General features: G+C 72.1%; 24 protein-coding genes and 1 pseudogene. 15 read left to right on the forward strand and 10 right to left on the reverse strand.

Translation table 11 applies throughout. The features are described 5' to 3' along the window. Positions 1–73: 73 nt before the first annotated feature. The 3 genes from ACH4ZA_RS23775 to ACH4ZA_RS23785 all read right to left on the reverse strand — a co-directional run bounded on the left by ACH4ZA_RS23775 (position 74) and on the right by ACH4ZA_RS23785 (position 3688). Positions 74–1732 carry a pyruvate, phosphate dikinase gene (locus tag ACH4ZA_RS23775; RefSeq protein WP_398431475.1) on the reverse strand — a complete coding sequence of 553 codons (1659 nt, stop codon included), beginning with the start codon at positions 1730–1732 and terminating at the stop codon, positions 74–76. A 121-nt stretch (positions 1733–1853) separates the two neighbouring features. Then, a complete protein-coding gene (locus ACH4ZA_RS23780) occupies positions 1854–2486 on the reverse strand; it encodes a transcriptional regulator (RefSeq protein WP_398431476.1) in 633 nt (210 codons plus the stop codon). After that, positions 2483–3688, reverse strand: coding sequence for a TetR family transcriptional regulator (locus tag ACH4ZA_RS23785; RefSeq protein WP_398431477.1), 1206 nt, complete (start codon positions 3686–3688; stop codon positions 2483–2485). Before ACH4ZA_RS23785 ends, ACH4ZA_RS23780 begins: the two co-directional genes overlap by 4 nt. Positions 3689–4035: 347 nt before the next feature. Between ACH4ZA_RS23785 and ACH4ZA_RS23790 the strand changes: the two genes are divergently transcribed. Both ACH4ZA_RS23790 and ACH4ZA_RS23795 read left to right on the forward strand, forming a co-directional pair. After that, positions 4036–5325: an acyltransferase family protein gene (locus ACH4ZA_RS23790; protein ID WP_398431478.1), complete on the forward strand. Its 1290-nt coding sequence runs from the start codon at positions 4036–4038 to the stop codon at positions 5323–5325. Positions 5326–5554: 229 nt separating this feature from the next. After that, on the forward strand, positions 5555–6319 hold the full coding sequence (locus ACH4ZA_RS23795; protein WP_398431479.1) for a beta-glucanase: 765 nt from the start codon (positions 5555–5557) through the stop codon (positions 6317–6319). A 154-nt stretch (positions 6320–6473) separates the two neighbouring features. On the opposite strand, the gene ACH4ZA_RS23800 is transcribed toward ACH4ZA_RS23795, so the two are convergent. Continuing rightward, positions 6474–7727 carry an MFS transporter gene (locus ACH4ZA_RS23800; protein ID WP_398431480.1) on the reverse strand — a complete coding sequence of 418 codons (1254 nt, stop codon included), beginning with the start codon at positions 7725–7727 and terminating at the stop codon, positions 6474–6476. A gap of 138 nt (positions 7728–7865) precedes the next feature. On the opposite strand from ACH4ZA_RS23800, the gene ACH4ZA_RS23805 reads away from it, so the two are divergent. The 3 genes from ACH4ZA_RS23805 (at position 7866) to ACH4ZA_RS23815 (ending at position 10453) form a co-directional block, all read left to right on the forward strand. Continuing rightward, positions 7866–8801, forward strand: coding sequence for a LysR family transcriptional regulator (locus ACH4ZA_RS23805; protein WP_398431481.1), 936 nt, complete (start codon positions 7866–7868; stop codon positions 8799–8801). A gap of 166 nt (positions 8802–8967) precedes the next feature. Further along, complete coding sequence (locus ACH4ZA_RS23810) at positions 8968–9903, forward strand: endonuclease/exonuclease/phosphatase family protein (RefSeq protein ID WP_398431482.1); 936 nt, start codon at positions 8968–8970, stop codon at positions 9901–9903. A gap of 34 nt (positions 9904–9937) precedes the next feature. Continuing rightward, entirely contained in the window at positions 9938–10453 is a 516-nt protein-coding gene (locus ACH4ZA_RS23815; protein WP_398431483.1) for a DinB family protein, read from the forward strand. Between the two features lie 115 nt (positions 10454–10568). On the opposite strand, the gene ACH4ZA_RS23820 is transcribed toward ACH4ZA_RS23815, so the two are convergent. Continuing rightward, the gene (locus ACH4ZA_RS23820) at positions 10569–10994 is read right to left on the reverse strand and encodes a DUF3592 domain-containing protein (RefSeq protein WP_398431484.1); all 426 of its coding nucleotides are present in this window, start codon (positions 10992–10994) and stop codon (positions 10569–10571) included. 173 nt (positions 10995–11167) lie between these two features. Beyond that, entirely contained in the window at positions 11168–11848 is a 681-nt protein-coding gene (locus ACH4ZA_RS23825; RefSeq protein ID WP_398431485.1) for a hypothetical protein, read from the reverse strand. 429 nt (positions 11849–12277) lie between these two features. Here ACH4ZA_RS23825 and ACH4ZA_RS23830 point away from each other — a divergent pair, with 429 nt between their 5' ends. From ACH4ZA_RS23830 to ACH4ZA_RS23850, 5 genes and pseudogenes are all read left to right on the forward strand, one after another. Then, positions 12278–15397, forward strand: coding sequence for an AfsR/SARP family transcriptional regulator (locus ACH4ZA_RS23830; RefSeq protein ID WP_398431486.1), 3120 nt, complete (start codon positions 12278–12280; stop codon positions 15395–15397). Between the two features lie 146 nt (positions 15398–15543). Further along, positions 15544–15945 carry a YciI family protein gene (locus ACH4ZA_RS23835; protein ID WP_398431487.1) on the forward strand — a complete coding sequence of 134 codons (402 nt, stop codon included), beginning with the start codon at positions 15544–15546 and terminating at the stop codon, positions 15943–15945. A 10-nt stretch (positions 15946–15955) separates the two neighbouring features. Next, the gene (locus tag ACH4ZA_RS23840; protein WP_398431488.1) at positions 15956–17239 is read left to right on the forward strand and encodes an RNA polymerase sigma factor; all 1284 of its coding nucleotides are present in this window, start codon (positions 15956–15958) and stop codon (positions 17237–17239) included. 98 nt (positions 17240–17337) lie between these two features. Next, positions 17338–17679, forward strand: a pseudogene (locus tag ACH4ZA_RS23845) (MFS transporter); the annotation flags it as partial. 97 nt (positions 17680–17776) lie between these two features. After that, positions 17777–18049, forward strand: coding sequence for a DUF3253 domain-containing protein (locus ACH4ZA_RS23850; protein ID WP_398431489.1), 273 nt, complete (start codon positions 17777–17779; stop codon positions 18047–18049). Positions 18050–18288: 239 nt separating this feature from the next. Here the strand turns inward: ACH4ZA_RS23850 and ACH4ZA_RS23855 are convergent, their stop codons facing one another. Further along, on the reverse strand, positions 18289–18735 hold the full coding sequence (locus ACH4ZA_RS23855; RefSeq protein ID WP_398431490.1) for a spore-associated protein: 447 nt from the start codon (positions 18733–18735) through the stop codon (positions 18289–18291). Between the two features lie 256 nt (positions 18736–18991). Between ACH4ZA_RS23855 and ACH4ZA_RS23860 the strand changes: the two genes are divergently transcribed. Both ACH4ZA_RS23860 and ACH4ZA_RS23865 read left to right on the forward strand, forming a co-directional pair. Continuing rightward, positions 18992–19618, forward strand: coding sequence for a class I SAM-dependent methyltransferase (locus ACH4ZA_RS23860; RefSeq protein WP_398431491.1), 627 nt, complete (start codon positions 18992–18994; stop codon positions 19616–19618). Positions 19619–19666: 48 nt separating this feature from the next. Next, positions 19667–19873, forward strand: a complete 207-nt coding sequence (locus ACH4ZA_RS23865) for a hypothetical protein (RefSeq protein ID WP_398431492.1) — start codon at positions 19667–19669, stop codon at positions 19871–19873. 82 nt (positions 19874–19955) lie between these two features. Here ACH4ZA_RS23865 and ACH4ZA_RS23870 read toward each other — a convergent pair whose 3' ends face one another. From ACH4ZA_RS23870 to ACH4ZA_RS23880, 3 genes are all read right to left on the reverse strand, one after another. Continuing rightward, positions 19956–20396: a hypothetical protein gene (locus ACH4ZA_RS23870; RefSeq protein WP_398431493.1), complete on the reverse strand. Its 441-nt coding sequence runs from the start codon at positions 20394–20396 to the stop codon at positions 19956–19958. An 81-nt stretch (positions 20397–20477) separates the two neighbouring features. After that, the gene (locus tag ACH4ZA_RS23875; protein WP_398431494.1) at positions 20478–20945 is read right to left on the reverse strand and encodes a hypothetical protein; all 468 of its coding nucleotides are present in this window, start codon (positions 20943–20945) and stop codon (positions 20478–20480) included. A gap of 112 nt (positions 20946–21057) precedes the next feature. Then, entirely contained in the window at positions 21058–22095 is a 1038-nt protein-coding gene (locus tag ACH4ZA_RS23880) for an Ig-like domain-containing protein (protein ID WP_398431495.1), read from the reverse strand. A gap of 337 nt (positions 22096–22432) precedes the next feature. On the opposite strand from ACH4ZA_RS23880, the gene ACH4ZA_RS23885 reads away from it, so the two are divergent. The 3 genes from ACH4ZA_RS23885 to ACH4ZA_RS23895 all read left to right on the forward strand — a co-directional run bounded on the left by ACH4ZA_RS23885 (position 22433) and on the right by ACH4ZA_RS23895 (position 24626). Next, on the forward strand, positions 22433–23224 hold the full coding sequence (locus ACH4ZA_RS23885; protein ID WP_398431496.1) for a GNAT family N-acetyltransferase: 792 nt from the start codon (positions 22433–22435) through the stop codon (positions 23222–23224). After that, the gene (gene infA / locus ACH4ZA_RS23890) at positions 23221–23445 is read left to right on the forward strand and encodes a translation initiation factor IF-1 (protein WP_398431497.1); all 225 of its coding nucleotides are present in this window, start codon (positions 23221–23223) and stop codon (positions 23443–23445) included. Before ACH4ZA_RS23885 ends, infA begins: the two co-directional genes overlap by 4 nt. Positions 23446–23714: 269 nt before the next feature. Further along, complete coding sequence (locus ACH4ZA_RS23895; RefSeq protein ID WP_398431498.1) at positions 23715–24626, forward strand: SGNH/GDSL hydrolase family protein; 912 nt, start codon at positions 23715–23717, stop codon at positions 24624–24626. The last annotated feature ends 153 nt before the right edge of the window (positions 24627–24779 follow it).

Consider the following 24779-nt stretch of genomic DNA (forward strand, 5'->3'; position numbering starts at 1 on the left):
TGACTGGCCGTCGGGTGATCGGCGGAAGCGACCACCGGCTGACCGTCAGACCGTCGTTCCGCGGTCTTGGAATTCAGGCACTGTCCTCCTCCTGCTCGAAGGCCTCCGTACGCCGGAGGAGCGCGGTTCGCGCAGAGGCGAGGCGTCGGGCTTCGTCGCGGTCCGAGGCACGGCCCGCGATCTCGTCGGCCCAGTCGAGCAGTCGGTGCAGTCGTGGGTCGGTGGCGGCCGTGACGACTCGAGGGTCACCGACGACCACCTCCCCGCCGGTGCCGTCGATGGCGACGAGGGCTCCTTCGGGCAGCGTGCGACCGCCCGCGCTTACGCCGGCACCGTCCTCGACGGTCAGGTTCGCCGCCCCCACCACGGCCGGTTTCCCCATGGCCCGTGCCACGACGGCCGCATGACTCGTCGGCCCGCCTCGGGCGGTGACGACCCCTGTGGCAGCGGCCAGGCCGTGCAGGTCGAGCGGTGAGGTCTCCGGGCGCATGAGGACGACAGGCCCCTGCGCGGCCAGCCGGACGGCGTTGTCGGCCGTCGTCGCCACCCTGCCGACCGCGACGCCGGGGCACGCTCCCAGGCCGCGCGTAAGGACGTCCCGAGCGTCCTCGACCGCGATCCGCGGTGTTCGTACGTGCTGAAGGTGCTGGGGGGAGACCCGCAGGATCGCCTCGTCGCGCCCGATCATGCCGGCGTCGGCGAGGTCGACCGCGACCCGTACCGCCGCGCGTCCCACGAACCTGCCGGGGCGCACCTGGAGGACCCAGAGCTCGCCCTCCTGGTAGGTGAACTCCACGTAGCACGCGTCGCGGTAGTGCGCCTCGAGCCGGTCCAGGGCGTCCAGCAGCCGGGCCCACACCTCGGGTTCCCGGCCGGAGAGTTCATGCAGGGGCCGGGTCAGCGACCGGCCCGCGACGACGTCGTCGCCCTGACGTCCGAACAGGACCTCACCGAACGGAACGCCCTCACCGGTGTTGGGATCACGGCTGAACGCGACACCCGTTCCGCTGCGCCGGTCCCGGTTTCCGTACACCATCGCCTGCACGGTCACCGCCGTGCCGAGGTCGCCGGGAACGGCGTGCAGTTCGCGGTAGGTCTTGGCGCGCGGCGTGTGCCACGAGGAGAACACGGCGGCGATCGCGAGTTCCAGCTGGCGTGCGGCTTCGCCGGGTACGGGCGCGCCGCTGTGCGCCAGGACGAGCTGCTCGACGTCCCGGATCGCCTCGGACAGTACCTCCGTGTCGGTGCGGCGTCCGGCGATCGCACGATCCACGGCGGCCAGGCTCTCCCGTCCGACGCCGAGGACCTCGGAGGCGAAGCCGGACAGGAACCGCAGGCGGGAGTCGAGCGCGAAGCGTGGGTCGCCCGTCTCGTCGGCCAGTGCCGTGGTGGCCTCGGCGGTGAGTCCGAGGTTGAGGACGGTGCTCATCATGCCGGGCATCGACACGCTCGCGCCGGAGCGGACGGACACCGTCAACGGCCGTTCCGCGCCGCCGAGTCTGCGGTGGGTCGCGGCTTCGAGGCCGGCGACGGCGGCCGCCAGTTCGGCATGGAGGCCGCTCGGGAGCCGCCCGTCCCGGAAGAACGCGCGGCACGCCTGTGTGCCGATGACGAACCCCGGGGGGACGGGCAGCCCGAGACGCCTGAGCACGACGAGGCCGTGCGCCTTGCCGCCCAGCACCTGCGCGGATTCCTCGACCTCTGCCGACAGCGGGTGAATCCACGTCATCATGTCGTCGTCTTCTGTGTGGTGGGTGGGGGCGCCGGCCCTCAGCGACGGCCGCGTTCGGGCGCGCACGCGGGTGGGCGCCCGAGTCGGCACGCGGGTCAGTGGAGTGGGTCGGTCACTCGGGTCAGTGGCGTGGGATGTCGAGCGTGGCCAGCAGGTCCTCGTGGAGCTGGAACCACACGCTGTGATACGAGGTCGTGCTGTCCGCCACGTGCTCCAGCTCTCCGCCCTTCGCCCGGGCGAGCGCGTCGGCGAGCCGGACGGGGTACCTCCGGAACCGGAGCAACGCCGCGGACAGCTCCGCGCAGACGGGCTCGGCACGCCGGTGGAAGTCCGTGAACCGGTCCAGGACCCGCGCGTCGTAGGCGGCGTCCGCGTGGTCGTTCATCGTCATGGTGCCGCCGACGCCGCGCATCTGCCATGCCGTGCAGAGGTCGAGCAGTTCGGGATTGAGGACGAGGAACCGCTCGAACGCGGCGCTCACCGCCGCCCTGGCGCCGGCCGACGCCAGCTCGTCGGCGATCCGCTCCGCGTCAGCCGTCCGGCCGGCCTCCGTGAGACCCCATCCGCCGAAGTCGCCCGCGGTATGGGTGACGAGCCCCGTGACGGCGAGGTCGATCAGCTCGGACTCCACGTCGGACTCGGAGAGCCCGGTCACCGCGGCAAGGCTCGCGCGGCCCGAGAAGCCGGCACAGCGAAGGGCGTGGAGCACCAGGAGTTCGGTGTCGGACGGGTGGGAGGAAACGTGCTGCGTCAAGGTGAGGCCCCATCGGGTGCGGTGCGGGAGAGGTACGGGCTTGCGTGGCCTGCGGGTGCGGGTGCGGCCCCATCGGGTGCGGTGGCGGCGGCGTGTCCGGCGCCCCGGCCGTGGGCCCGGGCGACGAGCGTGCCCTGCCGTACGCGCACCGCGTGCTCGGCGGTGTCGTCGGCGTCCGGCACGCCGACGGCGGACGCCAGCAGGCCGCCGTCGTCCAACACGACACGGAGGGGCGGCCATGTGTCCCGGACGAACACCCGCCGCAGGCAACGGGCGAAGTCGTCGATCCGCAGCCGCACGAGGCGTCCGGTCTCCGCCGGGTCGGCCGTCGCCACGGCCACCGTGACCCGGTCACCGGTCCGTGCGGCACGGACGCTCTCCTCGACGGCCTCCAGCCGGTGGCTGCCGAGGACCACGACCACACCGTCCTCGCCGAACCCGGCCGGACGGCCGGTGAGCAGATCCCGCAGCCCCTCAGGCGGGGTCCACGGGTCCCGGCAGGTCCGGGCCGCGGCGATGTAGGGCAGGTGCGGGGGATCCCAGGTGTCGGCGAGAGCGAGGCCGCCCAGATGCGCGCAGGCCTGGGCGATGTCGAAGGGATCGCCCGACCCGAGCGCCGGATCGATCGACGCGCCTGGCCCGTCCAGCAGCCGCAGCACCAGTTCCGCCCGGCGCACCTGCCGGACGGGGCGCGGCCCGGCAGGCGTCCGCGACTCCATCGCGAGTGCCAGCAGCAACGCCTCCAGCCGGGTCACCTGCCCGAAGGCGGTGCGGATCGGCTCGTCGTCGAGCACGCCGGCCAAGGAGCGCAGCTGCGCCCGACCGAGGTCCGGTGCGTCGCCGGCCAGGGGGAGCCCCTGGAGGCGGGCACGGGCGAACGCGCTGAGCGCCTCGGCCAGGGACGCGTGAGAGGGCGGCGTCGCAGGCGCGACCTCATCGGTGTCGCCGAACCCGGCCGGGTCGGGCACGTGGGTCACGTCGGTCACGTGGGCCATGTCGGCGTTGTCGGCCAGCACCGCCAGATAAAGGGCGCGCTTGCTCGGGAAGTTCGAGTACACCGCGCCACGGGTCAACTCGGCCCGCTCGGCGATTCCGTCGACCTTCGCAGCCGCGTACCCGCGCTCGGTGAACTCCGCTCTCGCCGCGGCCAGCACGGTCGCACGCGTGCGCGCCTGCTGCTGGGCCCGGGACAACCGGACCATCGGCAGACTCCTCCCGTCGTCGGATGAGGAACGATACCTTGAACATCCCGATGATGAGAGCATCTGAATGGGGCCCCGCTCACCGTTGAACGACTCGGCGCGACCCCGCGTACCAGTTCACTGCGGGGGCGCTGTGTCGCCTCGCGCACGGGAAGAGCGGGCCGGGGACGTCCGCCGGCCGCGCCGACGACGTCGGGCGGCGACGGCGGGGCATCGCCGCCGGCGCGCGACAATGCGGTGTCCGAGGAAAGAGCCGAAGGATTTCAGTGGATTCGAGCCGTGCGGTCCATAGCGCTCCCGCCCAGGCCGCCCCACCGGGGCGCGAGCAGAAGGAGAGCGGGGCGCCCGTGCGCCGGCAGGTACAGGGCCTTGACGGACTCCGCGGGTTGGCCGCCCTGTACGTGGTGCTCTTCCACTGCTGGCTGTACACGTTCCCCGGCTATCCCGACAGCTCGGCGCCCCGATGGCTGGACGGGCTGATGTACGGGCGTCTGGCCGTCGTCTTCTTTCTGGTGCTGTCCGGTTTCTCCCTGGCCATCTCCCCGGCGCGGCACGGTTGGCGGTCGGAGGGCGTCGCCGAGTACCTGCGTCGGCGCGCCTGGCGGATCCTGCCCCCGTACTGGGCGGCGCTGTGCCTGAGTCTCGTCATCGCCTGGCTCGTGGTACCGGCCTCGCATGCCGGACCGCCCACGGGTGGGTCGATTCTGGTCTACGGTCTCCTCGGCCAGGACATCTTCACGGAGCCGACGCCGAACGGCGCGTTCTGGTCGATCGCGGTGGAGGCGGAACTGTATGTCGTCTTCCCGCTCCTCCTGTTCGTGCGGCGGCGCTCGAGCGCGGCGGTTCTGGTCGGCCTGGTGACCCTCCCGGTGGTGGTCCGCGGCTTGATGGCGCCCGGCGGGACCCCGGCGGAGGGCGACAACTGGCTCACTCCGCATCTCGCGCCGGTGTTCGTCGCCGGAATGGTGGGCGCCGGAGTCGTCGTCGCGTCGGACCGGATCCGACGTCTGCCCTGGGGATGGTTCGCCGTTCTGGCCGCCCTGCCCGTTCTCGCCCTCGGCGTCGTCCAGGGTTCCGTGTGGACGCTGACGCACTACTTCTGGGTGGACCTCGCCGTCGCCCCCGCCATGACCCTGCTGATCGCTGCCGTGGCCACCGGCAGACCCGCCGTTCTCGTACGACTGCTGACCGCGCGCCCCGTTCGCAGTCTCGGCGAGTTCTCCTACAGCCTCTACCTGATCCATCTGCCGATCGTCCTGGCCGTGATCCGGCGGGTGGCCCCGCGTTACGTGGCGCCGGGCCTGCCCACCTTCTGGTTCACGCTCGTCGTGGCCCTGCCGGTTTCGCTGCTCGCGGCATGGCTCTTCGCCCGGCTTTTCGAGCTGCCCTTCAAGCGGAACAGATCCTGGAAGTCCATCGTCGGGACGGGGCGCTCCCGCCGGTCCGGCACCAGTGCGGGAATCCGCCGGCGGCTGCCCGACGGGCAGGCTCGCGAGAGCCGTGGATCCGACGAGGCCGAGAGGAGCGGCACTGGTCCGGCTCGTCCCCTGGCCACCGTGCAAGCCCCGGGAACGAGCGCTTCGGAGAACCGTTCCCAGGATTCGCCGTACCGTTCCCGGCATTCGCCGCAGCGGTGACACCGCACCGAGGACGACCCGACGGGGTGCCGGCGATGTGTCGGGCCGGCGATCTTTCGGGCCGACGAAACCGGGCGGGCGCCCGGGCGGGTTCCCTACGTCAACGGCGGGAGCACCTCGGGGACGGAGATCCGAGGTTCAACCGCGTTGTTCACTCGTGGGAGTTGTCATTCCCGCGGGATTCCCCGCCACCCGCATGCCGACGTCATATGCGGAGCACCATCCGCGCATGGACAATCCTGCATGCGACGGAACGCCGTCGGCAGAGGGGATCCGGTCCGGACCCGAGATCGTCTTCACGGCGGACTTCACCTCCACCCGTCAATGGGTGGCGGGGCGTTCGTGGGCGTATCCGGACGGTGGACCGGTCAACCCCGGCGACAACAAACTCGATCACCTCACCGCCGATCCCTCCTACAGCCGCTCCGGCACCTTCCGTGCCACCCGCCGCGCGGACGGCTTCTGGAAGACCGGCCTGCTCACCACGGAGGGCAGTGACGAGGACTTCATGGTCCGGGCGGGTGACGTGCTCGAGGCGCGCGTCAGGCTGCCGCGCGAGGTCGGTGCCTGGCCGGCCATCTGGACCTGGCGGGACGGCGACCAGGAGATCGACGTCTTCGAGTACCACCCCGACAATCCCGATCTCCTGGAGCTGACCAACCACGTTCGCGGCGGCAACCTCTACTACCGCGACCCCGCTGTCGGCCCCGGCGCGTGGATCGACCTGCGCGTCGAGTTCGGTTCCCGGTCCGTGGTCTGGTGGGTGAACGGCAGCCGGGTGTTCGCCGACCGCCGCGGCGTGGGACGCACCTGGCACGCCTACCTCATCGTCAACCTGTCCGTGTGCGCGGGCCGTTATCACCCCGCGCCGGCTCCGCACCTGAAGGAGATGTCGTACGAGGTGCACAACCTCGTGGTGCGGCGACCGGCCACGCTCGTGGAAGAGCAGTCCGACGAACCCGAGGCGATGGCCGGCGGCGACGCGCCGTCGTGACGCGGACCCGCATCCCGCAGGCGGCCGGACGCGCCGCCTGCGGCGCTGCCGTGAGCCCGCGATCGGTCACCGCCGCAGCGCGCCCGGGAGTCGGCCGGGTCGGCGACGATGGACAGGACGGCGCGCTGCGGGTCGAGGGGCGGGTCGTGGTGCCTCATGAGTTCTTGTTGCGGGACGGTTCCGGCTGCTCGTGCCGCGACGACGCCCGGTCCTGCCGGGGGAGCAGGAGGGGTGTCGTCAGGATGAGCGCTCCTGCGACCGTGAGTGCGGTGCGCGGGCCGGTGACGTCGGCGAGCAGCCCGGCGAGTGCGGTGAGGACGGCGATGGACGCCTGCTGGCCGATCGACCAGGCCGTCAGGGTGCGGGCGACGAGATGCCCGGGGGTGTGTTCCAGCCGGTAGGCGGCGAGCACCGGGTTGTACAGGCTCATGTTGACGATGATCGCCAGCTCGACCGCCATCACGGTGACGAGGCCGACGACACCGGGACGGACGAAGGCCAGGCCGATCAGCCAGACGGCGCGCAGGGCGCCGACGGTCCGGAAGACCCGGTGCCGGCCGAAGCGCGCCACGACACGGGGGGCCAGCCGGGAGCCGATGAGTCCGCCGAGGCAGGGGGCGGCGAAGGCGAGGGCGTACTGCCAGGGCGGGAATCCGAGCCGGCGGAGCAGGAGCACGGCCAGCAGCGGCTCGGTGGCCATGATCAGACCGGCGACGAGCATCTGGTTGAGGTAGAGCGGCCGCAGACCCGGGTGGCCCATGATGTGCCGCCAGCCGTCGAGCAGTGCGCCCGCCCTGACCGGGCTCCCGCCGGCCGGTCGCGGCGCCTCTTCCCGGCCGCGGATCGCGGTGATGCCCAACGCCGAGAGCAGGTAACTGAGGGCGTCGGCCACCACGGTGGTGACGGGCCCGAACAGACCGATCGCCGCCCCGCCCAGCGGCGGCCCCACCGAGATCGAGGTCCAGTTCGTGGACTCGAACCGCGCGTTGGCCACGAGCAGGTCGTCCGGTCGGACGAGGGCCTTGAGGTAGGCGCCGCCGGCCGCGTTGAAGGCGATCTTGGCTGCCGCCGCCACGGCGGAGACCACGAGCAGCTGGACGAAGCCGAGCCGTCCGAGGGCATAGGCGACGGGGATCGACGCCATGGCCGCGCACCGGACCAGGTCCATCATGATCATGACCGGGCGCTTGCGCCGGAACTCCACCCACGGCGCGAGCGGCACCGCGAGCAGAGCACCCACGGCAGGCCCCACCGCGGACAGGGCGGACACCTCGGCGGGTCGGGCGTGCAGCACCAGCACGGCGATCAGCGGCAGCGCCCCGAACCCCAGCCCGGACCCGTAGGCGCTCACCGCACAGGACGCCCACAGCCAGCCGAACTGCGGGCCCAGCCGTCTCCTGCCCACCACGCTCAGCGCACCCCCTTGCTCCGCGACGCACGAACAAACCGGCGTTGACCACTGAGAGACAAGCGGCACGAGAGCAGCAGGTCAAACAACCGACATGCCCCAAGTCCACAACCAGCAGTTGTTCACTAGGGTGGCGACGTGGATCTCGAAGCAGTGCGCACCTTTGTCGCCGTCGCGGAATCGGGTCGGTTCCAGAAGGCCGCCGCCGACCTGTCGATCACCCAGCAGGCCGTCTCCAAACGCATCGCCGCGATGGAGCGCACCCTCGGCGTGCGACTGTTCACCCGTGCCCCACGCGGCGCTGAGCTCACCATCGACGGACAGGCCTTCCTGCCCCATGCGCGCGAGCTGCTGCGCGTCGCCGAGCGTGCCCTCGCGTCGGTGCGCCCCGGGCGCCGGCCGCTGCGCGTCGACGTGCTCGCCTCCCGCAGCGCACAGTCGGGCCTGATGCGCGGATTCCATCGAGCGCACCCCGACGTCGAGCTCGACGTGATGATGCTCTTCGACGTCGAGACGGCGGTCGCCGCCCTTCGGTCCGGCGCCATCGACGCGTCGTTCCGCGCGGTCGCCGTGCCCGGCCGGCCCCTGCCCGACGACATCGAGTCCGTCAGGGTGCTCGACGAGCCGCTCCAGCTCCTCACCGGCCCCGCGCACACCCTCGCGGGCGCCAGATCGCTCACCGTCGCCGAGCTCCGCGGGCACCGCATCTGGATGCCCGGCATCGTCCCCGGCACCGAGTGGGCCGCCTACTACGACGACCTCGTGGCGCGGTTCGGCCTCACGATCGAGGCGACCGGCCCCAACTTCGGCTCCGACGCACTCCTCGACACGATCGCCGACACCCCGGCCCTGGCCACCTTCATGGGCGGGCACACCCGCCTCGTCTGGCCCGCCGGCCACGGACTGCGCCGCATCCCGGTGACCGACCCGACACCCGTCTACCCGCACTCGCTCCTGTGGCGCCGCGACAACCCGCACCCGGCGCTGACCACTCTCCGCGCACACCTCGCCGCCACGGCGACCGGCCACGACGCGGCCGGAACCTGGACGCCGGACTGGGTGGTGCCGCGTTGAGGGCCGCGGTCAGGCGGGATCCGCGGTCAGGCGGGCGGGATTCGCGGGCGGGCGGGCGGGATTCGCGGGCACGACCCGGGGTCCGGTCGAAGACCACCAGCAGGTGGGGTGCTCGGCGCTCACAGGCGCGTCCCCTAACCTCGGTCGTGCAGACGTCAGTTGAAGGATGATCGAGGTCGAGGAGGCGCGGGTGTTCGCAGGGGGCGTGCGATGGCTCGCGGGCGCCATGACGGTGGCCTGCGCGATGCTCGTCGGCCCCAGCGCACCGCGTGACGCCCTCGTCGGAGGGGCGCTGCCCGCCGACGCCGTCCGGGAGGTCGTGCCCCACCGGGTCATGACGTGGAACCTGTGCAACCCCTGCGAGGAGAGCAACGTCGACCGGGCTGCGGAGATCGCCGCGTACGCGCCCCAGGTCGTCGGCTTCCAGGAAGCGTGCGCGAGTGACGTGGCGAGGATCCGAAACGAGCTGGAAAGGCGTTACGGGCTCGTCTACCACGTCGCGTACGGAACCGTTCTCCAGGACTGGGGCCGTTGCGGGGGAGTGCCGTGGAGCCCGGACGGATACGGCCAGGCGCTTCTGTCGGCGGGGCCCATCACCGGCCGCATCAACGTGGAGTACCCCGACGGCGGATCCGAGGACCGCGGGTACATGGCGATCACCACCTCGGTGGGCGGCCGATCCGTCCGCGTCTTCAACACACACCTCGCCGAACGACGTCAGGAATCGGTCCGGGCGGACCAGATCGGCGTGCTCGCCGCGGAGGTGGCCCGGCACGACCGCGCGATCGTCCTCGGCGACTTCAACGCCGTGCCGGACGCGCCCGAACTGGCCCCGATGTGGGCACTGGCCGTGGACACCGACCCCCAGTGCCACCCCGCGCCCGCGGACGGCTGCCAGACGACCACCGACTGGCACAGCAAGTTCGACTACGTCTTCCTGCGAGGCGTCACCGCGCTCGACCACCATGTGCAACCTTCGGCGTACTCCGACCACCACATGCTCGACACCGATCTGGACGTGACCCGAGGCGTCGCGCCGACTGCCGGAACTGCCGGAACTGCCGGAACTGCCGGAACTGCCGGAACTGCCAGTAAACGATGAGCGAGGTGCGTCGGATGTCGTTACTGTCGACGCCATGATCCTCCCCTCCCGCACGCGTCCCGCCTACGATGCCGACGAGCGGACCCAGCTGATCGCCTGGCTGAACATGCAGCGGGCGCTCATTCACTGGAAGTGCGAGGGCCTTTCGGCAGACAACGCCCACCGGGCGGTGATTCCGACATCGCCGCTGATGACGGTCGCGGGCCTGGTCTCCCACATGCGGTGGGTCGAGCACTGCTGGTTCGAGGTCATGCTCATGGGGCGTCCGGCCACCGGCCCGCAGTTCGACAAGTCCGTCGAGGACGCGGACATGCGCGTCGAGGGCGTGCCGCTGGAGCAGTTGCTGCGCGAGTACGCCGAGCAGTGCGCCGTCTCGGACGAGATCATCGCGAGCCGTCATCTGGATGACGCGGGGCGCCAGAAGGAGTTCAAGTCCGGAGCCGCGACACTGCGCTGGGTGCTGATGCACATGATCGAGGAGACCGGCCGGCACGCCGGCCATCTGGACATCGTGCGCGAGCTGATCGACGGCGACAAGGGTTACTACTGAGCCGTGGCGGAGATCGGGCGCCGGCGGTTCGCCGCCTTCGAGGCCTACCCGCCGCCGCATCTCCCGGCGCGGGACGCTCGACCGTTGCGGTCCGTGTCTCCACGGGCCGAAACCGTCAGAGGGTGAGCAGTCGCACCAGCAGCGCGAGCAACGTGCCGGACATGAGCAGCGATCCCACGACGGCGAACACCCGGTCGACCGTCGTCGTCTCCCAGCCCTGGATCGCGAACCGGCGAGGGTCGTCCCCGTCGTACCGCACCACTACAGCGGCGCCCACCCCGAAGGCGCCCGCTGTCGAGCCGCGCCCGAACCTGGACGGGTACTCGCATGCCGAACCGTCGTGGGCCGTCCAGGCCGCGACCGGATGGTAGTAGGTGGCTCCCTCGTCGCCTCGGCTGACCTCATGACGGACGATCCGCCCGGGAGCGGTGAGACCGGTGCGCCGGAGTGCGTCGGCGCGCCGGAGTCCGTACGCGCCGATGCAGAGAAAGGCCGCTCCGAGCGCGAGCGGGACGAGGGAGAACAGCCATGCACGTTCCATGTCAGGTGTGACGCGTGCGCCGGGGCGCCGGTTGCGCCGGCCGACTGATGGAACGTCCCAGGTCGTCGGCGATCCGCAGGGGCGCCCGCGCCCCCGCGCGATGCGCGCGCCGCACTCGGACAGGGACGTGACCGAGCCCCGTTTCACGGGCTGTTTCAGAGCGTTTCAGCGTGTTACGGGGTGAACACCTCGTCGAGGCGGTCGATGGCCCCGTCGTCGCCGAGGTGGTAGGTGAAGACCAGCCCGGAGTCGGGGTGGGCCTCGAGCCAGTCGAGGAACTCCTGGACGCCGATGGGCTGATTCTCGGTGCTCTCGACGATGGGGTTGGTCACGGTGATGTCCGCGGCCTGGTCCATCGGGATGTAGGTCTCCTTGCCCACCGTTTCGAAGGGCGCTCCGTCGGAGTCGGGCGTGCCGCATCCCCAGTTGCCGTGTCGGACGATCAGGCTCAGGGAACCCCCTTCGGGGGTGTAACGGTAGACCGCGACCTCGTCGGGGGAGATGGGCATCTTGTGGTCGCAGCCGTCGTCGCCGCCCGGCGAGCTCGCCGCGGGGGAGACCGGGGGCTTGGGGGCGGGCGGGACGGCGGTGGGGGACTTGACGTCGCCGCCCGCGCCCGAGGACGCCGTCGTGGCGGGCTTCGCGGCCGGTGCGCCGGCACCGGCGCTCGCCGTCGCCTTGTCCGCCGTGTCGCCCGCCGTCGTCGCACTCGGTGCCGGGGCGCTGCCGGCATCCGCGGTGCCGCCGCCACCGGAGCAAGCCGAGAGGCCCAGCGCTGCTGCGGCGCATACGCCTGTCAGGACCGCTCGGGCCGAACCCGGTCTGCGGCGGCTCTTCCTCGGCTTCAGATGCATGCTGCGTCCCCCGTCTTGTGGGCTCGAGATCTCCATGAGCCTGATCAGCTCGAGCGAGTGTACGAGTTTCGGCCGTGGATGGTTGCGTTCAGGCCAGATTTCGGGACGGCGTTTCCGGGCAGGGGCGACACGCGGCGGGAACGGCATACGGGCACGCCGGAGAGCCATGGCACGTGGATGCCACCGTCCTCCGGGGTCGTCCCGGTCAGCACGGGCCGCGGGCGTCCCCGGGGGACCCGACGCCTGCCGTGATCCGCCTGACGGCACGTGAGATGAGGATCTACGGTGAGCCTTGCGAAAAACTTGTGACGGCCTTCCTGTGACGGCCCCGGAGCGATGACGGAGAGCTGCGTGGAGTCCGCTCCCGCCAGGCGGACGAAGTCCCCGCCGAAGGCGGGCCGTTCCACCACCTGTTCCGCGTGAGGCACGATGAACCTTCACCTGCTCGGCCCCCTTGAACTGCGCATCGCGGGGAGTGCGGTCGACATCGGGCAGCCACGTCGGCGGGCCGTCCTCGCGGCGCTCGCCGCCGACGCCGGCCGGCCCGTGTCCGTGAACACGCTGGTGGACCGGGTCTGGGACACCGCGGCCCCCGACGGGGCCCGGTCGGTCCTGTACTCGCACATCAGCCGTCTGCGCCGGCTCCTCGACAGCCCGGGATCCGCGGCAGTCGGCGCCGACGCGGAAGCGCCGCAGGGGCCGCTTCGCATCCACAGGACCGCCGGTGGCTATGTCCTGGAGGGGGACGAGCACACCGTCGACCTGCTCCGCTTCCGCACGCTCGTCGCCCAGGGACGCGAGCCGCACCTGTCCGACGCCCGCCGCGCACAGGTCCTGGACGAAGCACTGCGACTGTGGCGCGGTGTGCCGTTGGCCGGGCTGCCCGGCGCGTGGGCGGAGCGCACCCGGGACGCCTGGACCCAGGAACGCGTGGAGGCGGCGCTCGCCTGGGCCCGGACCCTGCTGCGCCAGGACAAGCCCGAGGAGGTGCCCGCCGTCCTGCAGCCGTTGCTGGCGGATCACCCGCTCTGCGAGCCGCTCGCCGCGGCGGTGGTCCGAAGCCTCGCCACCGCCGGCAGGGCCGCCGAGGCCGTGCACACGTACACCGTGATCCGACGGCAGCTCCGTGCGGAGCTGGACGTGGCTCCGGGCCCCGAACTGCAGGCGGTGTACGAGGAGACGCTGCGCGACGCCGGACGGGCGGAGCCGCCCGGTACGGGTCCCGCCCCTGCCTCCGCCGGCCCGCCCGCCCCGGCCGCCGGCGCGCAGGCCGTACCCATACCCGCCCAACTTCCTATGGCGACAAGCCACTTCAGTGGCCGGGAAGAGCAACTGGCCGAGCTCACACGGTGCCTGCTCGGCAAGGACGCTCCGAACGAGGGAGGGGCCGGGGCGGCCGTGGCCGTCTCCGCCGTGTCCGGCACCGCGGGCGTCGGCAAGACCGCGCTGGTCGTGCGCTGGGCGCACCAGGCCCGCCAGGCCTTCCCCGACGGACAGCTCTACGTCGATCTGCGAGGCTACGATCCCGACGAGCCGGTCTCCGCCGCTCAGGCCCTCGCCGGGTTCCTCACCGCCCTGGGCGTGTCCGGCCAGGACATACCGCTCAGGCTCGACGAGCGGGCGGCGCGCTACCGCACGGCCGTCGACGGACGGCGTCTGCTTGTCCTGCTCGACAACGCCGCCTCCGCCGCGCAGGTACGGCCGTTGCTGCCCGGGAGCCCGACGTGCAAAGTGGTCATCACGAGCCGGGACTCCCTGGCGTCCCTGGTGTCGGTCCACGGGGCGCACCGCGTGGTCCTCGACGTGCTCGCCCCGCACGAGGCGCACGCCCTGCTGCGCGCCCTGATCGGACCGCGCGCCGACACCGACCGCGCCGCCGCCACCGCCCTGGCGGAGCAGTGCGGATCACTGCCCCTGGCCCTGCGCGTGGCCGCCGAACTGGTGTTGTCACGCCCGGAGGAACCCCTGGCCCACCTGGTGGAGGAGCTGCGGGACCACCGCCGGAGGCTGGACGTGCTGGACTCCGGCGACGGAGATCCCCGGGCGGCCGTGCGAGCCGTCTTCTCGTGGTCCTACGACCGTCTCCCCGAACCCGAGGCGCACCTGTTCAGGCTGCTGGGCCTGCACCCGGGCCCCGACACGGACGCCCACTCGGCCGCCGCCCTGGTCGGCGAGACCGTGGAGCGGACGCGGCGGTCCCTTGCGGCCCTGTCCCGTGCGCACCTGGTGCACCGCAGCGGCCCCGGCCGCCACGGCATGCACGACCTGCTGCGCGCCTACGCCGCGGACCTCGCGAGCCGGCACGACGGGGCGGCGGAGCGCGCCGCCGCCCTCACCCGTCTCCTGGACCACTGCCTCGCGGCGGCGTCGGCGGCCATGGACGTGCTGTATCCCGCCGAACGGCATCTGCGTCCCGTCGTCGGGGCGCCCGGCACCGCTCTGCCGCCGCTGCGCACGGCCGACGAGTGCCGGGCCTGGCTGCGTGCCGCTCAGCACACCCTGGTGGCGTTGTGTTCCAGGACCGAGGAGCCCGGTCCCTCCCGGCACACCGTCCGGATCGCCACCACGCTCCATCGCCACTACGAGCGTTCGGGGCATTTCGCCGACGCGCTGACCGTGCACACGCATGCCCTGCGGGCGGCCCGGGCAGTGGGAGACGTCGTCGGAGAGGTCGACGTCCTGGTGTGCGTCGGCGCGGTCCACCGCCGGCTCGGGGACTACGAGAGCGCCCACCGGCACCACGCCGACGCGCTGGCGCTGTGCCGGCGGGTGGGATACCGGGCCGGGGAGGCGCGCCATCTGACCAACGTGGGCGTCCTGCACGAGCTGCAGGGCCGGTACCAGGACGCGGCCGACGACCACGAGCAGGCGGTCGAGCTGTTCCGCGAGGTCGGTGACGTCCACGGCGAGGCCGACGTGCTGAACAACCTGGGCATCGTCCACGAGCTGCTCGACGACTACCAGGCGTCCGTCGAGCGGTACCGGCAGGCGTTGGCGCTGTACCGGCAGACGGGCCACGCGGTCGGGGAGGCCAGTGCCCTCGGCAACCTCGGGATCGTGCTGGCGCGGCTCGGCGACCACACGGCCGCCGCCGGACGCTTCGAGCAGGCGCTCGCGGTCTTCCGGCGGCTCGGACACACCGGCGGAGAGGCGCACGCCCTGTCCAACCTCGGGGACGCGCTGTGCCATCAGGGCGCGTACGAGGAGGCCGCCGAGCACCAGCGGCAGGCCCTCGTCCACTTCCGGCGGACCGGGGAACCCTACGGCGAGGCGGGCGCCCTCAACGGGCTCGGCGAGGCTCTGCACGGCGCCGGAGCGCACACCGAGGCCCTGGAGGCTCACGCCTCGGCACTGGAAGTGGCCTGCGGAATCGGCGAACAGGAGGAGCAGGCCCGCGCGCACATCGGCACCGCGCTCGTCCGGCAGGACCGCGGGGAGCCAGGGCAGGCCGCCGACCACCTGCGCCAGGCCGTGTCCCTGTACACCGCGCTGGGCTCGCCGCGCGCGGAGGAGGCGCGCAAGCTGCTCCTGTCCGTGACGTCGGACTAGCGCGTCTCGTTCCGGATCATCCGTTCGTGGGTCCGCGGAAAGTTTTTTCGCGGAATCCCGTCGAGGATGTCGAAAACGCCGGGCGTGCTTCTACCTGCCTGTGACGGCCCTCCGCCGGGCGGGCACGACGATCGAGGAGCAGAACGATGAAGTACATGCTGCTGATGCAGTTCAGCGAGAAGAACGTCGACTTCCCCAAGCTCGACGAGTGGAGGCCGGAGGAGATCCAGGCCCACATCCAGTTCATGAAGGAGACCAACGCCGGCCTCGCCGCCGCCGGCGAACTGGTCGACGCCCAGGGCCTGGCCATGCCGGAGACCGCCCGGATCGTGCGCTCCCACAGCGGCGGCGCGCCGGTCGTCACCGAGGGGCCGTTCCCGGAGTCCAAGGAGTGGGTGGCCGGCTGGTGGATCGTGGACTGCGACAACGAGCGGCGGGCGATCGAGATCGCCGCCGCCGTCTCCGCGGCCCCCGGCCCGGGCGGGCGGCCGCTCGACATGCCGATCGAGGTGCGCCAGGTCATGGCGGCCCCGCCCACGGAGCTGTGAACACCTTCCTGTGACGACTTTCGAACCTGCCGCCGACGACCTGCTGCGCACGCTCGCGCCGCAGGTCGTCGGCGTGCTCACCCGCCGCTACGGCGACTTCGCCGCCGCCGAGGACGCCGTCCAGGACGCCCTGCTGGACGCCACGAGGCAGTGGCCGGCCGAGGGCGTGCCGCGCAATCCGCGCGGCTGGCTGATCCAGGTCGCCACCCGACGGATGACCGAGCAGGTCCGCAGCGAGCAGGCCCGCCGCCGACGCGAGGAGCTGGTGGCCGGACAGCTCCCGGCCGACCGGCGGTCCGCACCCGGAGCCGACGCAGGGGACCAGGGCGCGCACGACGACACCCTCGCGCTGCTGTTCCTGTGCTGCCACCCCGTGCTCTCGCCCGCCTCGGCGATCGCTCTCACACTCCGTTCGGTCGGCGGGCTGACCACGGGGGAGATCGCCGCGGCGTTCCTCGTCCCCGAGGCCACCATGGGTCAGCGCATCAGCAGGGCCAAGCATCGGATCAAGGCCTCCGGGGCGCCTTTCCGGATGCCGGACAGCGCCGAGTGGCCGGCCCGCCTGGACGCGGTGCTGCACGTTCTCTACCTGATCTTCAACGAGGGCTACGCCAGCAGCACCGGCGCCGAGCTGCGGCGCGTCGAACTGTCACGGGAGGCGATCCGCCTCACCAGGGCCGTCCATAGGCTGCTGCCGGACGACGCCGAGGTGGCCGGCCTGCTCGCGCTGATGCTGCTCACCGAGGCGCGCGGGCCCGCCCGCACCGGCCCGGACGGCGAACCCGTCCCGCTCGCCGAGCAGGACCGCGGCCGATGGGACGCCGCCGCGATCGCCGAGGGCGTCTCGCTGATCACCGCCGCCCTGCCGCGCGGTCCGGTCGGCCCCTACCAGGTGCAGGCCGCGATCGCAGCCGTCCACGACGAGGCCCCCACCGCCGCGGAGACCGACTGGCCGCAGATCCTCGCTCTGTACGGGGTGCTCGCCCGCATCTCCGAAAACCCGCTGATCGTCCTGAACCGGGCGGTCGCCGTCGCCATGGTGGACGGCCCTGCCGCCGGCCTCGCCCAGCTCGCCGACCCGCCGCCCGCGCTCACCGGCCACCACCGGCTGTACGCGGTGCGCGCCCATCTGCACGAACTGGCCGGGGACCGGGAGGCCGCCGTCGCCGACTACCGCGCCGCCGCGCGTCGTACCGCCAGCCTCCCGGAACGGCACCATCTCAGCCTGCGCGCCGCCCGACTGGCCGCGCAGGCGGGCGGGGAGCCGAGCCGCTCAGGCCAGGACGGTCACTGACGTCGCCCTGACGTCGGCGGACCGGGCCGCCCGGGACACGGCGGACCGGCGGGCCGTCCTGTCGCAGCCGGCCAGGCCGGGATCGCCGGCCCGGCAACTCGTCCAGGGCCCCGCTCGCCGGCGTCGCCGTACTGCTCTGGGGGCTGGGCGCCTCGCTCGGATTCCCCCTCGCGCTCTCCGCGGCAGGGGAGTCGGGCCCCGACGAGACGGCCCGGGTCGGTCTCGTCGCCACCATCGGATACGTCGCGTTCCTCGTCGGTCCTCCCGGCCTCGGGACCCTCGCGGACCATGTCGGACTGCGCCCCGCCCTGCTCGTCGTCCTGGCGTGTGTGGCCTGCGCGGCCTTCCTCGCCCCCGCTGTCGACACCGGCGCCCGCGCCTCCCACGGCGCAGGGGCCGCGTCCGCGCGTGAGGGCGCCGCCGAAGCGGCCGGCCGCTGAGGGGACGCCCCGGGCCCCGAAGGACCGCTGCACGGCCGTCGGCCGCACGGCCGCTCCCCCGCTGTCCTGCCGCGCGCCGACGGCGGACAATGGCGGTATGACGGACAGCGAACGGCACGACGACCGTCGTGTGGAACGGGTGATCCTGGAGCTGCTCGAGAGGCGCGGTCCGACGGCCTCCATCTGCCCCTCCGACGCCGCACGGGCGGTGTACGAAGGGGACGACGACGGCTGGCGCGAGCTCATGGAACCGGCCCGCCGTGCGGCCCGGCGGCTGGTCACGGCCGGCGAGGTGGAGATCACGCAGGCCGGCCGTCCCGTCGCGCCGGCGCAGGCCCGCGGCCCGATCCGCATCCGGCGCGCCCGCTGACGGACCCGGGTCCCGGGAACCGGGCCGTCCTGGGGCGGGCACGCCACCGATGGTCCGGCGTGCGGATCATGTGTGTCGCCCTGGCGGGACCGGGACGGTTCCGCCAGGGCGGGCCCGGCCGGCACGTCCTCCTGCGCGGCCGACGGCATGACGTCGTCCCGTCGGCCGTCGACGGGCGGCGCCCGCAGGACGGGGCGGACGGCACACCGGATGTCGCGGCCGGGCAGGAGGAGCGGGTGTCAGCGGGTGGAGGTGACCCGGTGCTCCCGCAGCGAGCCGCAGTTGGAGTCGCCCACCGTGACGTACACGTTCTTGATGTTGCCGCCCCAGTCGACGCAGTGGCCCTTGCCGTAGGCGTACGTCGGACCCGCGTAGGACGTGTACTGCCCGTAGTCGTTGGAGTCCTGCTCGGTGGCGGGGATGTAGAGCCACGCGGACATCTCCACGGCGGAGCCCGGGTTGCTGCGGATGGTCGTGACGCAGTTCTTGCCGTTGGCGGCGTTGTACGTCAGGTAGATGGTGCCCAGTGAGCCGACGGCCGCGGAGTTCACGGTCTTGTAGCCGCTGCCGCAGACCTTCTGCGGCGTGGTGTTGGGTGCGGCGGAGGCGGGTGCCGCCAGAGCGGTCGTCGCCCCCAGCGACAGCGCCACGGCCGCGACGCCCAGCATGGTGTGAGTGAAGCGCATATTTCCCCCTTGTGATCTTACGAGTTGGTTACTCCTGCCTTATGTGACCAGCAGGCCATCTGGATGGTTGTGCCGGGTTGGCCGGAGTTTTCAGCCATAACTACCCGCGCAATAGGCTGAATTGGGACGCAACCGGAGGCGCTTGCGGAAGTGCGGGGCGGCCCGTCGCGCGTCGGGCGCCGAGCGTGGCGGCGAGGAGGAAAGAATGCGCGGCAGCACACCGTTCTCCCCGACTCCATCGGAAGGTACGCAGAACATGAGCAGCCAGGACGACCGTTGGGCGAAGCTGACAGGCGGGCAGGCCGGAGAGGAGTACGCCCGGCGGTTCGCGCGGCTGGCCGCATCGGGTCAGGACGTCCACGGCGAGGCCGCCTTCTGCGACGCGTTGCTGAACCCCGCGGCCCGCGTCCTCGACGCCGGCTGCGGCACCGGGCGGATCGCCGTCCGGCTGACCGAGCTGGGTCACCACTGCACCGGCGTGGACGTCGACCGTTCGATGCTCGCCGTGGCCCGCCGCGACGCCCCCGGCCAGGAATGGCTCCACGGCGACCTGGCGCACCTGGACGGCCTCGGTCTGGAACCGGGCTTCGACCTGGCGCTCGCGGCCGGCAACGTCATCCCCCTGCTGGCCCCCGGCACCGAACCGGCTGTCGTACGGCAGCTCGCCACGGTTCTGCGTCCGGGCGGACTCCTGGTCACCGGAATGGGGCTGGACGCGCAGCACCTGCCGCTGCCGGAACCGACGGTGACACTGGAGGAGTTCGACGACTGGTGCACACAGGCCGGACTGACGCTGCGGCAGCGCTACGCCACTTGGTCCGGCGACCCCTACCGGCCGGGCGGCGGATACGCCGTCAGCGTGCACGCCCGCCCCCTCGCCTGAACCCGCCTCCCCTGCGGGATCGACGTCCCGGCGCGGCTAACCTGCCGGGTGTGGATCGAATCCTTCACCCTCGGCGGCGAGACCGAGGACGAGGAGGAGTGGTTCCGCCACTACCGCGTGGACGCGCGCTCGGGCCAGGTTCGATCCGAGTTCGACGCGCGCACGGACGACCCCTACGACATCCGGCCCCTCGGAGACGGATCCTGGCTCACCACCGACGCCTCCGGCCACCCGATCCGCTGGACCGACGCGTAGCGGCTTCCGCGGCCGATCCGGACCGACGCCGTTCTCCTGAACCGTTCGATGGGTCGGCCGTCGGCGATTCCGGCGTGCCTCCTCACCAGTACCGGCCGCCGATCTGCCGCCAGAATGGCGCCCGGCCGTCCCTGGGGGGCACGATCTCGCCGTCCTCGCCCCCCATGTCGCCCCAGTAGAGGAGGCGTCCGCGGAATTCATGGGCTGTGCCCATACACGCAGACAGGCCCTTGAGCCGCTCGTCGACCTCGTGCCCCTCGATCCCCTGATCGTTCACACGGAGGAACCTGATGGCCTGCGGGCGGTCCTGGCCGTCGTCCGTGCCCGCGTCGGCGTCCGCGTCGGGAACGAGCACCCAGCGGGCGCGGCGGGCCAGTTCGGTGAGTCCCGACCCGTCCAGCCCGGGCGGCGCGATCCGGAACCCTCCCGGGAAAGTGCTCTGGTCGAGCAGTTCCCGCAGCCGTGCGAGCGGGACGGGCGGGCACAGCTCGACGGTTCCCTCGACGATCCAGGGGTAGCTCATGGTCGCTCCTTCGTCGGCGTGGCCGGGTGGCGCGGTCCAGCGATGCGGCAGTGCGGCCGGAGCAGTGCAGCGCGGAGCGGTTCAGGGGTGCGGTCGGGGAGTCGCCGCCTGCTCTGCCGGCTGGTCGTTTCGCCGGTTTCGGCCGATGAAGGAGCGCAGTTGTGCGCGCGGATCGGTGGTGGGGCTTTTGGACCTGCCGAGGCGTTCTGCCGAGGGGATGCCGGAGAGGAGCATGTCGCGCATCTGTGAGACGGCCTCGCTCCTCGCCGCGCGGACGCGGTCGCGCCCCTCTTCGGAGCCGTCCGCGGACTCGAGGGCCTCGGCCAGCTGCCGCTGCCAGGCGCCGAGGCGTGCGAAGGCGTGCATCTCGCCCTGCGCGGATCCGGTGTTCTGCAGGCCGACCAGTTCCCACTGCTGGTCCTGCGACAAGGGAGCGCCGGCGGAGACCCGGCTCGTGACCAACTCCGCGGCTTGCCGGGCCAGTTCCTCGCAGGTCTCCCCGGCTGTCGCGGCGGCTGCCGCCGTGGGGCGTGAAGACGTGTCGCTCATGGCTCCGAAGTTATCGTCACGGGGACGATAAAGCAAGGAGTCCTGAGTCCGGGGCCGGAAGCCAGCGGTCTCCCGCGCGAGCAGCTCGGCGGGAGACCCGGACGTTCGGTGTTCAGGCGCCGGTGGCGCTCGATTCGGAGGACGAAGCGGGGGCGGGTGCGGCGGCGCGCGCCACCGTCGTCCCCTCACCGGAGGCGCTGCCGGCGAGCCACTGGTCCCATCCCAGGTTGAAGTCGGCGTACCCGTTGTCGGCCGAGGCCTTGGCACGCGGAGATCCGGTGATGGTGACCGGGTCACCCTGCTTGACCTGGTCGTAGAACCACTTGGCGTCCGACAGGGACAGGTGGACGCAGCCGTGCGAGCCGCGGGCACTGCCGCTGCCCGGATTCGGGTCGCCGGTCGAGTAGTGCACGTAGGTGCCGGACTGGGTCAGGTGGACGTCCCAGGGGAGCGTCAGATCGTAGTAGTTGGGGCTTCCCTTGTCGCAGCTGATGCCGACGCTGCAGGAGGTCATGTGGACCTTCTCCTGCTTGTCGATGACGGCCATCGTGCCGTTCCACGTCGGATACTGGGCGCTGCCCGCGTTGATCGACAGGTTGCGCAGTGTGCTGCCGTTCCGGGTCACCTTCATGGTGTGGCCGGTCACCGAGACGTCCGCGCGCACGTCGTCGCCGATCTTGAAGCTGTGCGTGTAACTGCGCACGCCGAAGCGGCCGTTGCCGTTGCTGACGCCCTTCATGTCGGCGTCGATCTGTACGGTCGTACCGGAGGGCCAGTACGCCTTCGGACGCCAGTCGGCACGCTTGTCGCCGAACCAGTGCCAGGCGCCGACCACCGGTTGCGAGGTGCTCACCTTCATGTGCTTCTCGACCGCGGCCCTGGCCTTGGCCGCCACCGGATTGGTGAAGACGACCGAGATCGGCATGGCGACGCCGACCGTGGCCCCCGTCTGCGGGGTGATCGTCTCCAGCAGCATCGGCGGCCCGGCGGGCTTCGTCGGTGAGGGGGAGGCGCTCACGCTCGGCCCGCCCGAGGCCTTGGAGTCGTCTCCGCCCGCCTTGTCGCTGCCGCCCCCGCCGCAGGCACTCGCGCCCACCAGCACCACACCCGTGACCAGTGCGATCCCTATGCCGCCCTTGCGCCGTCCCACGACTTGCCCCGCTCTCTCGGTCCTCGGCCCTGACAGGCCCGACGCATGGTGAGACATACGCGGTGCGGTCCCCAGTTGCACGTGCCGCGTAAAACGTGTCCCAAGACTCGGCGGGCAGCGGGGCCGGAAGAAGGGGTCGCGATCGGCCGGGAAAAGGCTTTGAGAGAGGCGGAGACCCTCTGCTACTTTCGCGGTGGACCGTGAAATCGTCGTATGGAGGTGAGACCCGTGAACACAGTTACCCATGGGTGCTCCCTCAACCCGTCACGGTCCGGCGGCTGACGTTCGGTGTCGCCAGGAGCGCCTGAGATCGAGGCATTCCTGGAGGGAGACTCCGATGAACACAAAGCCTTTCACTCCTGCCCCGGGCGAGAGCGCGGTGACGATCACGCGTGTCGCGGAACGGCAGTGGCATGCGCTGGACGACGACCTGGTGGTCGGCCGCGGACACGCGGGGCACCGGCCCGACGGTCGCTTGTTCGTCAGCATCGACGCCTGGCACGACAGTGTCTTCGACCGGCTCGCCGAGGCGATGCTGGCGGAACTGCCGGCGCCTTTGTACACGGTGGTCGACGAGGCCGACGTCGAGCTGACGGCCGGCTGGCGGCGGGCCGGGTTCGCGATCCGCCGCCGCGAATGGGAGTACGCCGTGCCGACGGATCCGCGGGTCACAGGGCTCGAGGCGGTCCTCCCGCCGGCGGGCGTGACGATCGTGCCCGCCGGGCAGGCGGACGAGCGTCTGCTGCGGGCGGTGGACCGGGCGATCCGCGACGAGGTCGAGGCGGCCGTGGGCTGGCAGTCGATGCCCGCGGAGGTCGTCCCCCAACCCGGAGGCGACACCGTCGGCGATCCGGCGAAGTACGCCGTGGCCGCGGCGTCGGACCGCTATCTCGGTCTGATCCGGGTGGTGACGGCGATCCGGCCGCGCATCGGGCTGGTCGCGGTGCGGGCCGGCGAGCAGCGCCGCGGCATCGCGCGGGCGCTTGTGGCCCACGCGCTGGCGACGCAGCACCGCCTTGGCTTCGAAGCCGCCTGGACCGAGGTCCATGAGTCCAACCAGGCGGCCTCAGCGCTGTTCGAGGGCATCGGCGGCCGACCGGTGAGCAGCAACCTGGAGCTGGTCCGATGACGAAGAACAAGAACGTCATCGAAGTCGAGGGCAGGATCGTCGAGTGCCTTCGCAGCGCCATGTTCACCGTGGAGCTGGACAACGGCCACCAGGTGCTCGCGCACATCAGCGGGAAGATCCGCAAGAACTACATCAAGATCCTCCTGGAGGACCGGGTGCTGGTGGAGCTCCCGCCGTACGACCTGACTCGCGGCCGGATCGTGTTCCGGTACCGGAGCTGACGGCGGTCGGCGCCCTCCGGGGCGGTTGACATCGAGGCCCCGGTCGCGGCGTTCCCGTGACCGGGGCCCGACGACGGGACGCACGGTCAGGAGCGTGACGCCGTCGCCGGTGCCGGGGGTGACAGTGCCTCCTCGACGTCCGGCGGCGAAAGGTTCGTTCACGGTTCTGGCACCCACGGCCTACCCGGCGGTATACAAGCCTGGTCGAACGGAACGTCGGCCGTCCGCAACGGCGGCGCCGGTCGGCTCGGTGACGAGGGGGAGACGCGATGCAGCACGGCGTGCGGACGCGGAGAACGGCCGGTCGGGGCAGAAAGAGCGTCACCTTGCTGGCCGCGCTGGGCAGTTGCGCCCTGGTGGCCGCTTCCGCGGCTCCCGTCGCGGCGCACGGCGGAGGAGGGACGACGAGATACGTCGCGCTCGGCGACTCCTACACCTCCGGCCCTCTCATTCCCCGGCAGGTGGACGCCTTTTGCGCCCGCTCCGATCACAACTACCCTTCCCTCGTGACCGGCCGGCTGCGGGCGGCCGTCCTGAACGACGTCAGCTGTGGTGGGGCCACGACCGAGAACATGTGGAAACCGCAGGGAGCCAAAGCCCCTCAGCTCGACGCGGTGGGCCGCAACAGCGACATCGTCTCCGTCCAGATCGGCGGCAACGACATCGGCTTCGGCACCATCATCGGCACCTGCGCCCAGCTGGCCCCGCAGGACCCCACCGGCAATCCGTGCCAGCGTCACTACAACGCCTCGGGCGTCGACGAGCTCACGGTGGCGATCGCCAGAACCGCTCCGAAGGTCGCCCGGGTGCTGCGGGCCGTGCACGACAGGGCGCCGCATGCCCGGGTCCTCGTCGTCGGCTACCCGGACCTGCTGCCCGACGACGGCAGCGGCTGCGCACCCTCGGTGCCGTTCGCGACGCGCGACTTCCCCTACCTGCGGGACACCGGCAAGCGACTCAACCTGATGCTGCGTCTGGTCGCGCGCTGGAGCGGAGCCCAGTACGTCGACACCTACGGTCCGACCGTCGGCCACGACATGTGCAAGCCCGCGGCACAGCGGTGGATCGAGCCGCTGCAGCCCGCCTCGCCGGCGGCGCCCGCCCACCCCAACGCCAAGGGTGAGGAGGCCATGGCGGGAGCGGTGCTCGAGCGTCTGTCACACCGGCACGGCGGCCACTGAGCGGCCGGGCGGGTCCGGGAGTCCCGGCGGTTCCGGGAGTCCCGGCGGCCGGCAAGACCGGATGGTGGGCCGTCACCACCGTCACCACCGGCCTCACGGACCGCCCCGGGCCCCACGGTCCGGGCTGCGCCGGCTTTGGCGACGCCCCGGGAC

Source organism: Streptomyces sp. NPDC020597 (assembly GCF_044335095.1).
Classification (GTDB): domain Bacteria; phylum Actinomycetota; class Actinomycetes; order Streptomycetales; family Streptomycetaceae; genus Streptomyces.

Coding starts and splice junctions, on each gene's coding strand:
- ACH4ZA_RS23775 (WP_398431475.1), bottom strand. CDS start 1,732: ATGATGACGTGGATTCACCCGCTGTCGGCAGAGGTCGAGGAATCCGCG.
- ACH4ZA_RS23785 (WP_398431477.1), bottom strand. CDS start 3,688: ATGGTCCGGTTGTCCCGGGCCCAGCAGCAGGCGCGCACGCGTGCGACC.
- ACH4ZA_RS23795 (WP_398431479.1), top strand. CDS start 5,555: ATGGACAATCCTGCATGCGACGGAACGCCGTCGGCAGAGGGGATCCGG.
- ACH4ZA_RS23810 (WP_398431482.1), top strand. CDS start 8,968: ATGATCGAGGTCGAGGAGGCGCGGGTGTTCGCAGGGGGCGTGCGATGG.
- ACH4ZA_RS23815 (WP_398431483.1), top strand. CDS start 9,938: ATGATCCTCCCCTCCCGCACGCGTCCCGCCTACGATGCCGACGAGCGG.
- ACH4ZA_RS23820 (WP_398431484.1), bottom strand. CDS start 10,994: ATGGAACGTGCATGGCTGTTCTCCCTCGTCCCGCTCGCGCTCGGAGCG.
- ACH4ZA_RS23825 (WP_398431485.1), bottom strand. CDS start 11,848: ATGCATCTGAAGCCGAGGAAGAGCCGCCGCAGACCGGGTTCGGCCCGA.
- ACH4ZA_RS23830 (WP_398431486.1), top strand. CDS start 12,278: ATGAACCTTCACCTGCTCGGCCCCCTTGAACTGCGCATCGCGGGGAGT.
- ACH4ZA_RS23835 (WP_398431487.1), top strand. CDS start 15,544: ATGAAGTACATGCTGCTGATGCAGTTCAGCGAGAAGAACGTCGACTTC.
- ACH4ZA_RS23850 (WP_398431489.1), top strand. CDS start 17,777: ATGACGGACAGCGAACGGCACGACGACCGTCGTGTGGAACGGGTGATC.
- ACH4ZA_RS23855 (WP_398431490.1), bottom strand. CDS start 18,735: ATGCGCTTCACTCACACCATGCTGGGCGTCGCGGCCGTGGCGCTGTCG.
- ACH4ZA_RS23860 (WP_398431491.1), top strand. CDS start 18,992: ATGAGCAGCCAGGACGACCGTTGGGCGAAGCTGACAGGCGGGCAGGCC.
- ACH4ZA_RS23870 (WP_398431493.1), bottom strand. CDS start 20,396: ATGAGCTACCCCTGGATCGTCGAGGGAACCGTCGAGCTGTGCCCGCCC.
- ACH4ZA_RS23875 (WP_398431494.1), bottom strand. CDS start 20,945: ATGAGCGACACGTCTTCACGCCCCACGGCGGCAGCCGCCGCGACAGCC.
- ACH4ZA_RS23885 (WP_398431496.1), top strand. CDS start 22,433: ATGAACACAAAGCCTTTCACTCCTGCCCCGGGCGAGAGCGCGGTGACG.
- infA (WP_398431497.1), top strand. CDS start 23,221: ATGACGAAGAACAAGAACGTCATCGAAGTCGAGGGCAGGATCGTCGAG.
- ACH4ZA_RS23895 (WP_398431498.1), top strand. CDS start 23,715: ATGCAGCACGGCGTGCGGACGCGGAGAACGGCCGGTCGGGGCAGAAAG.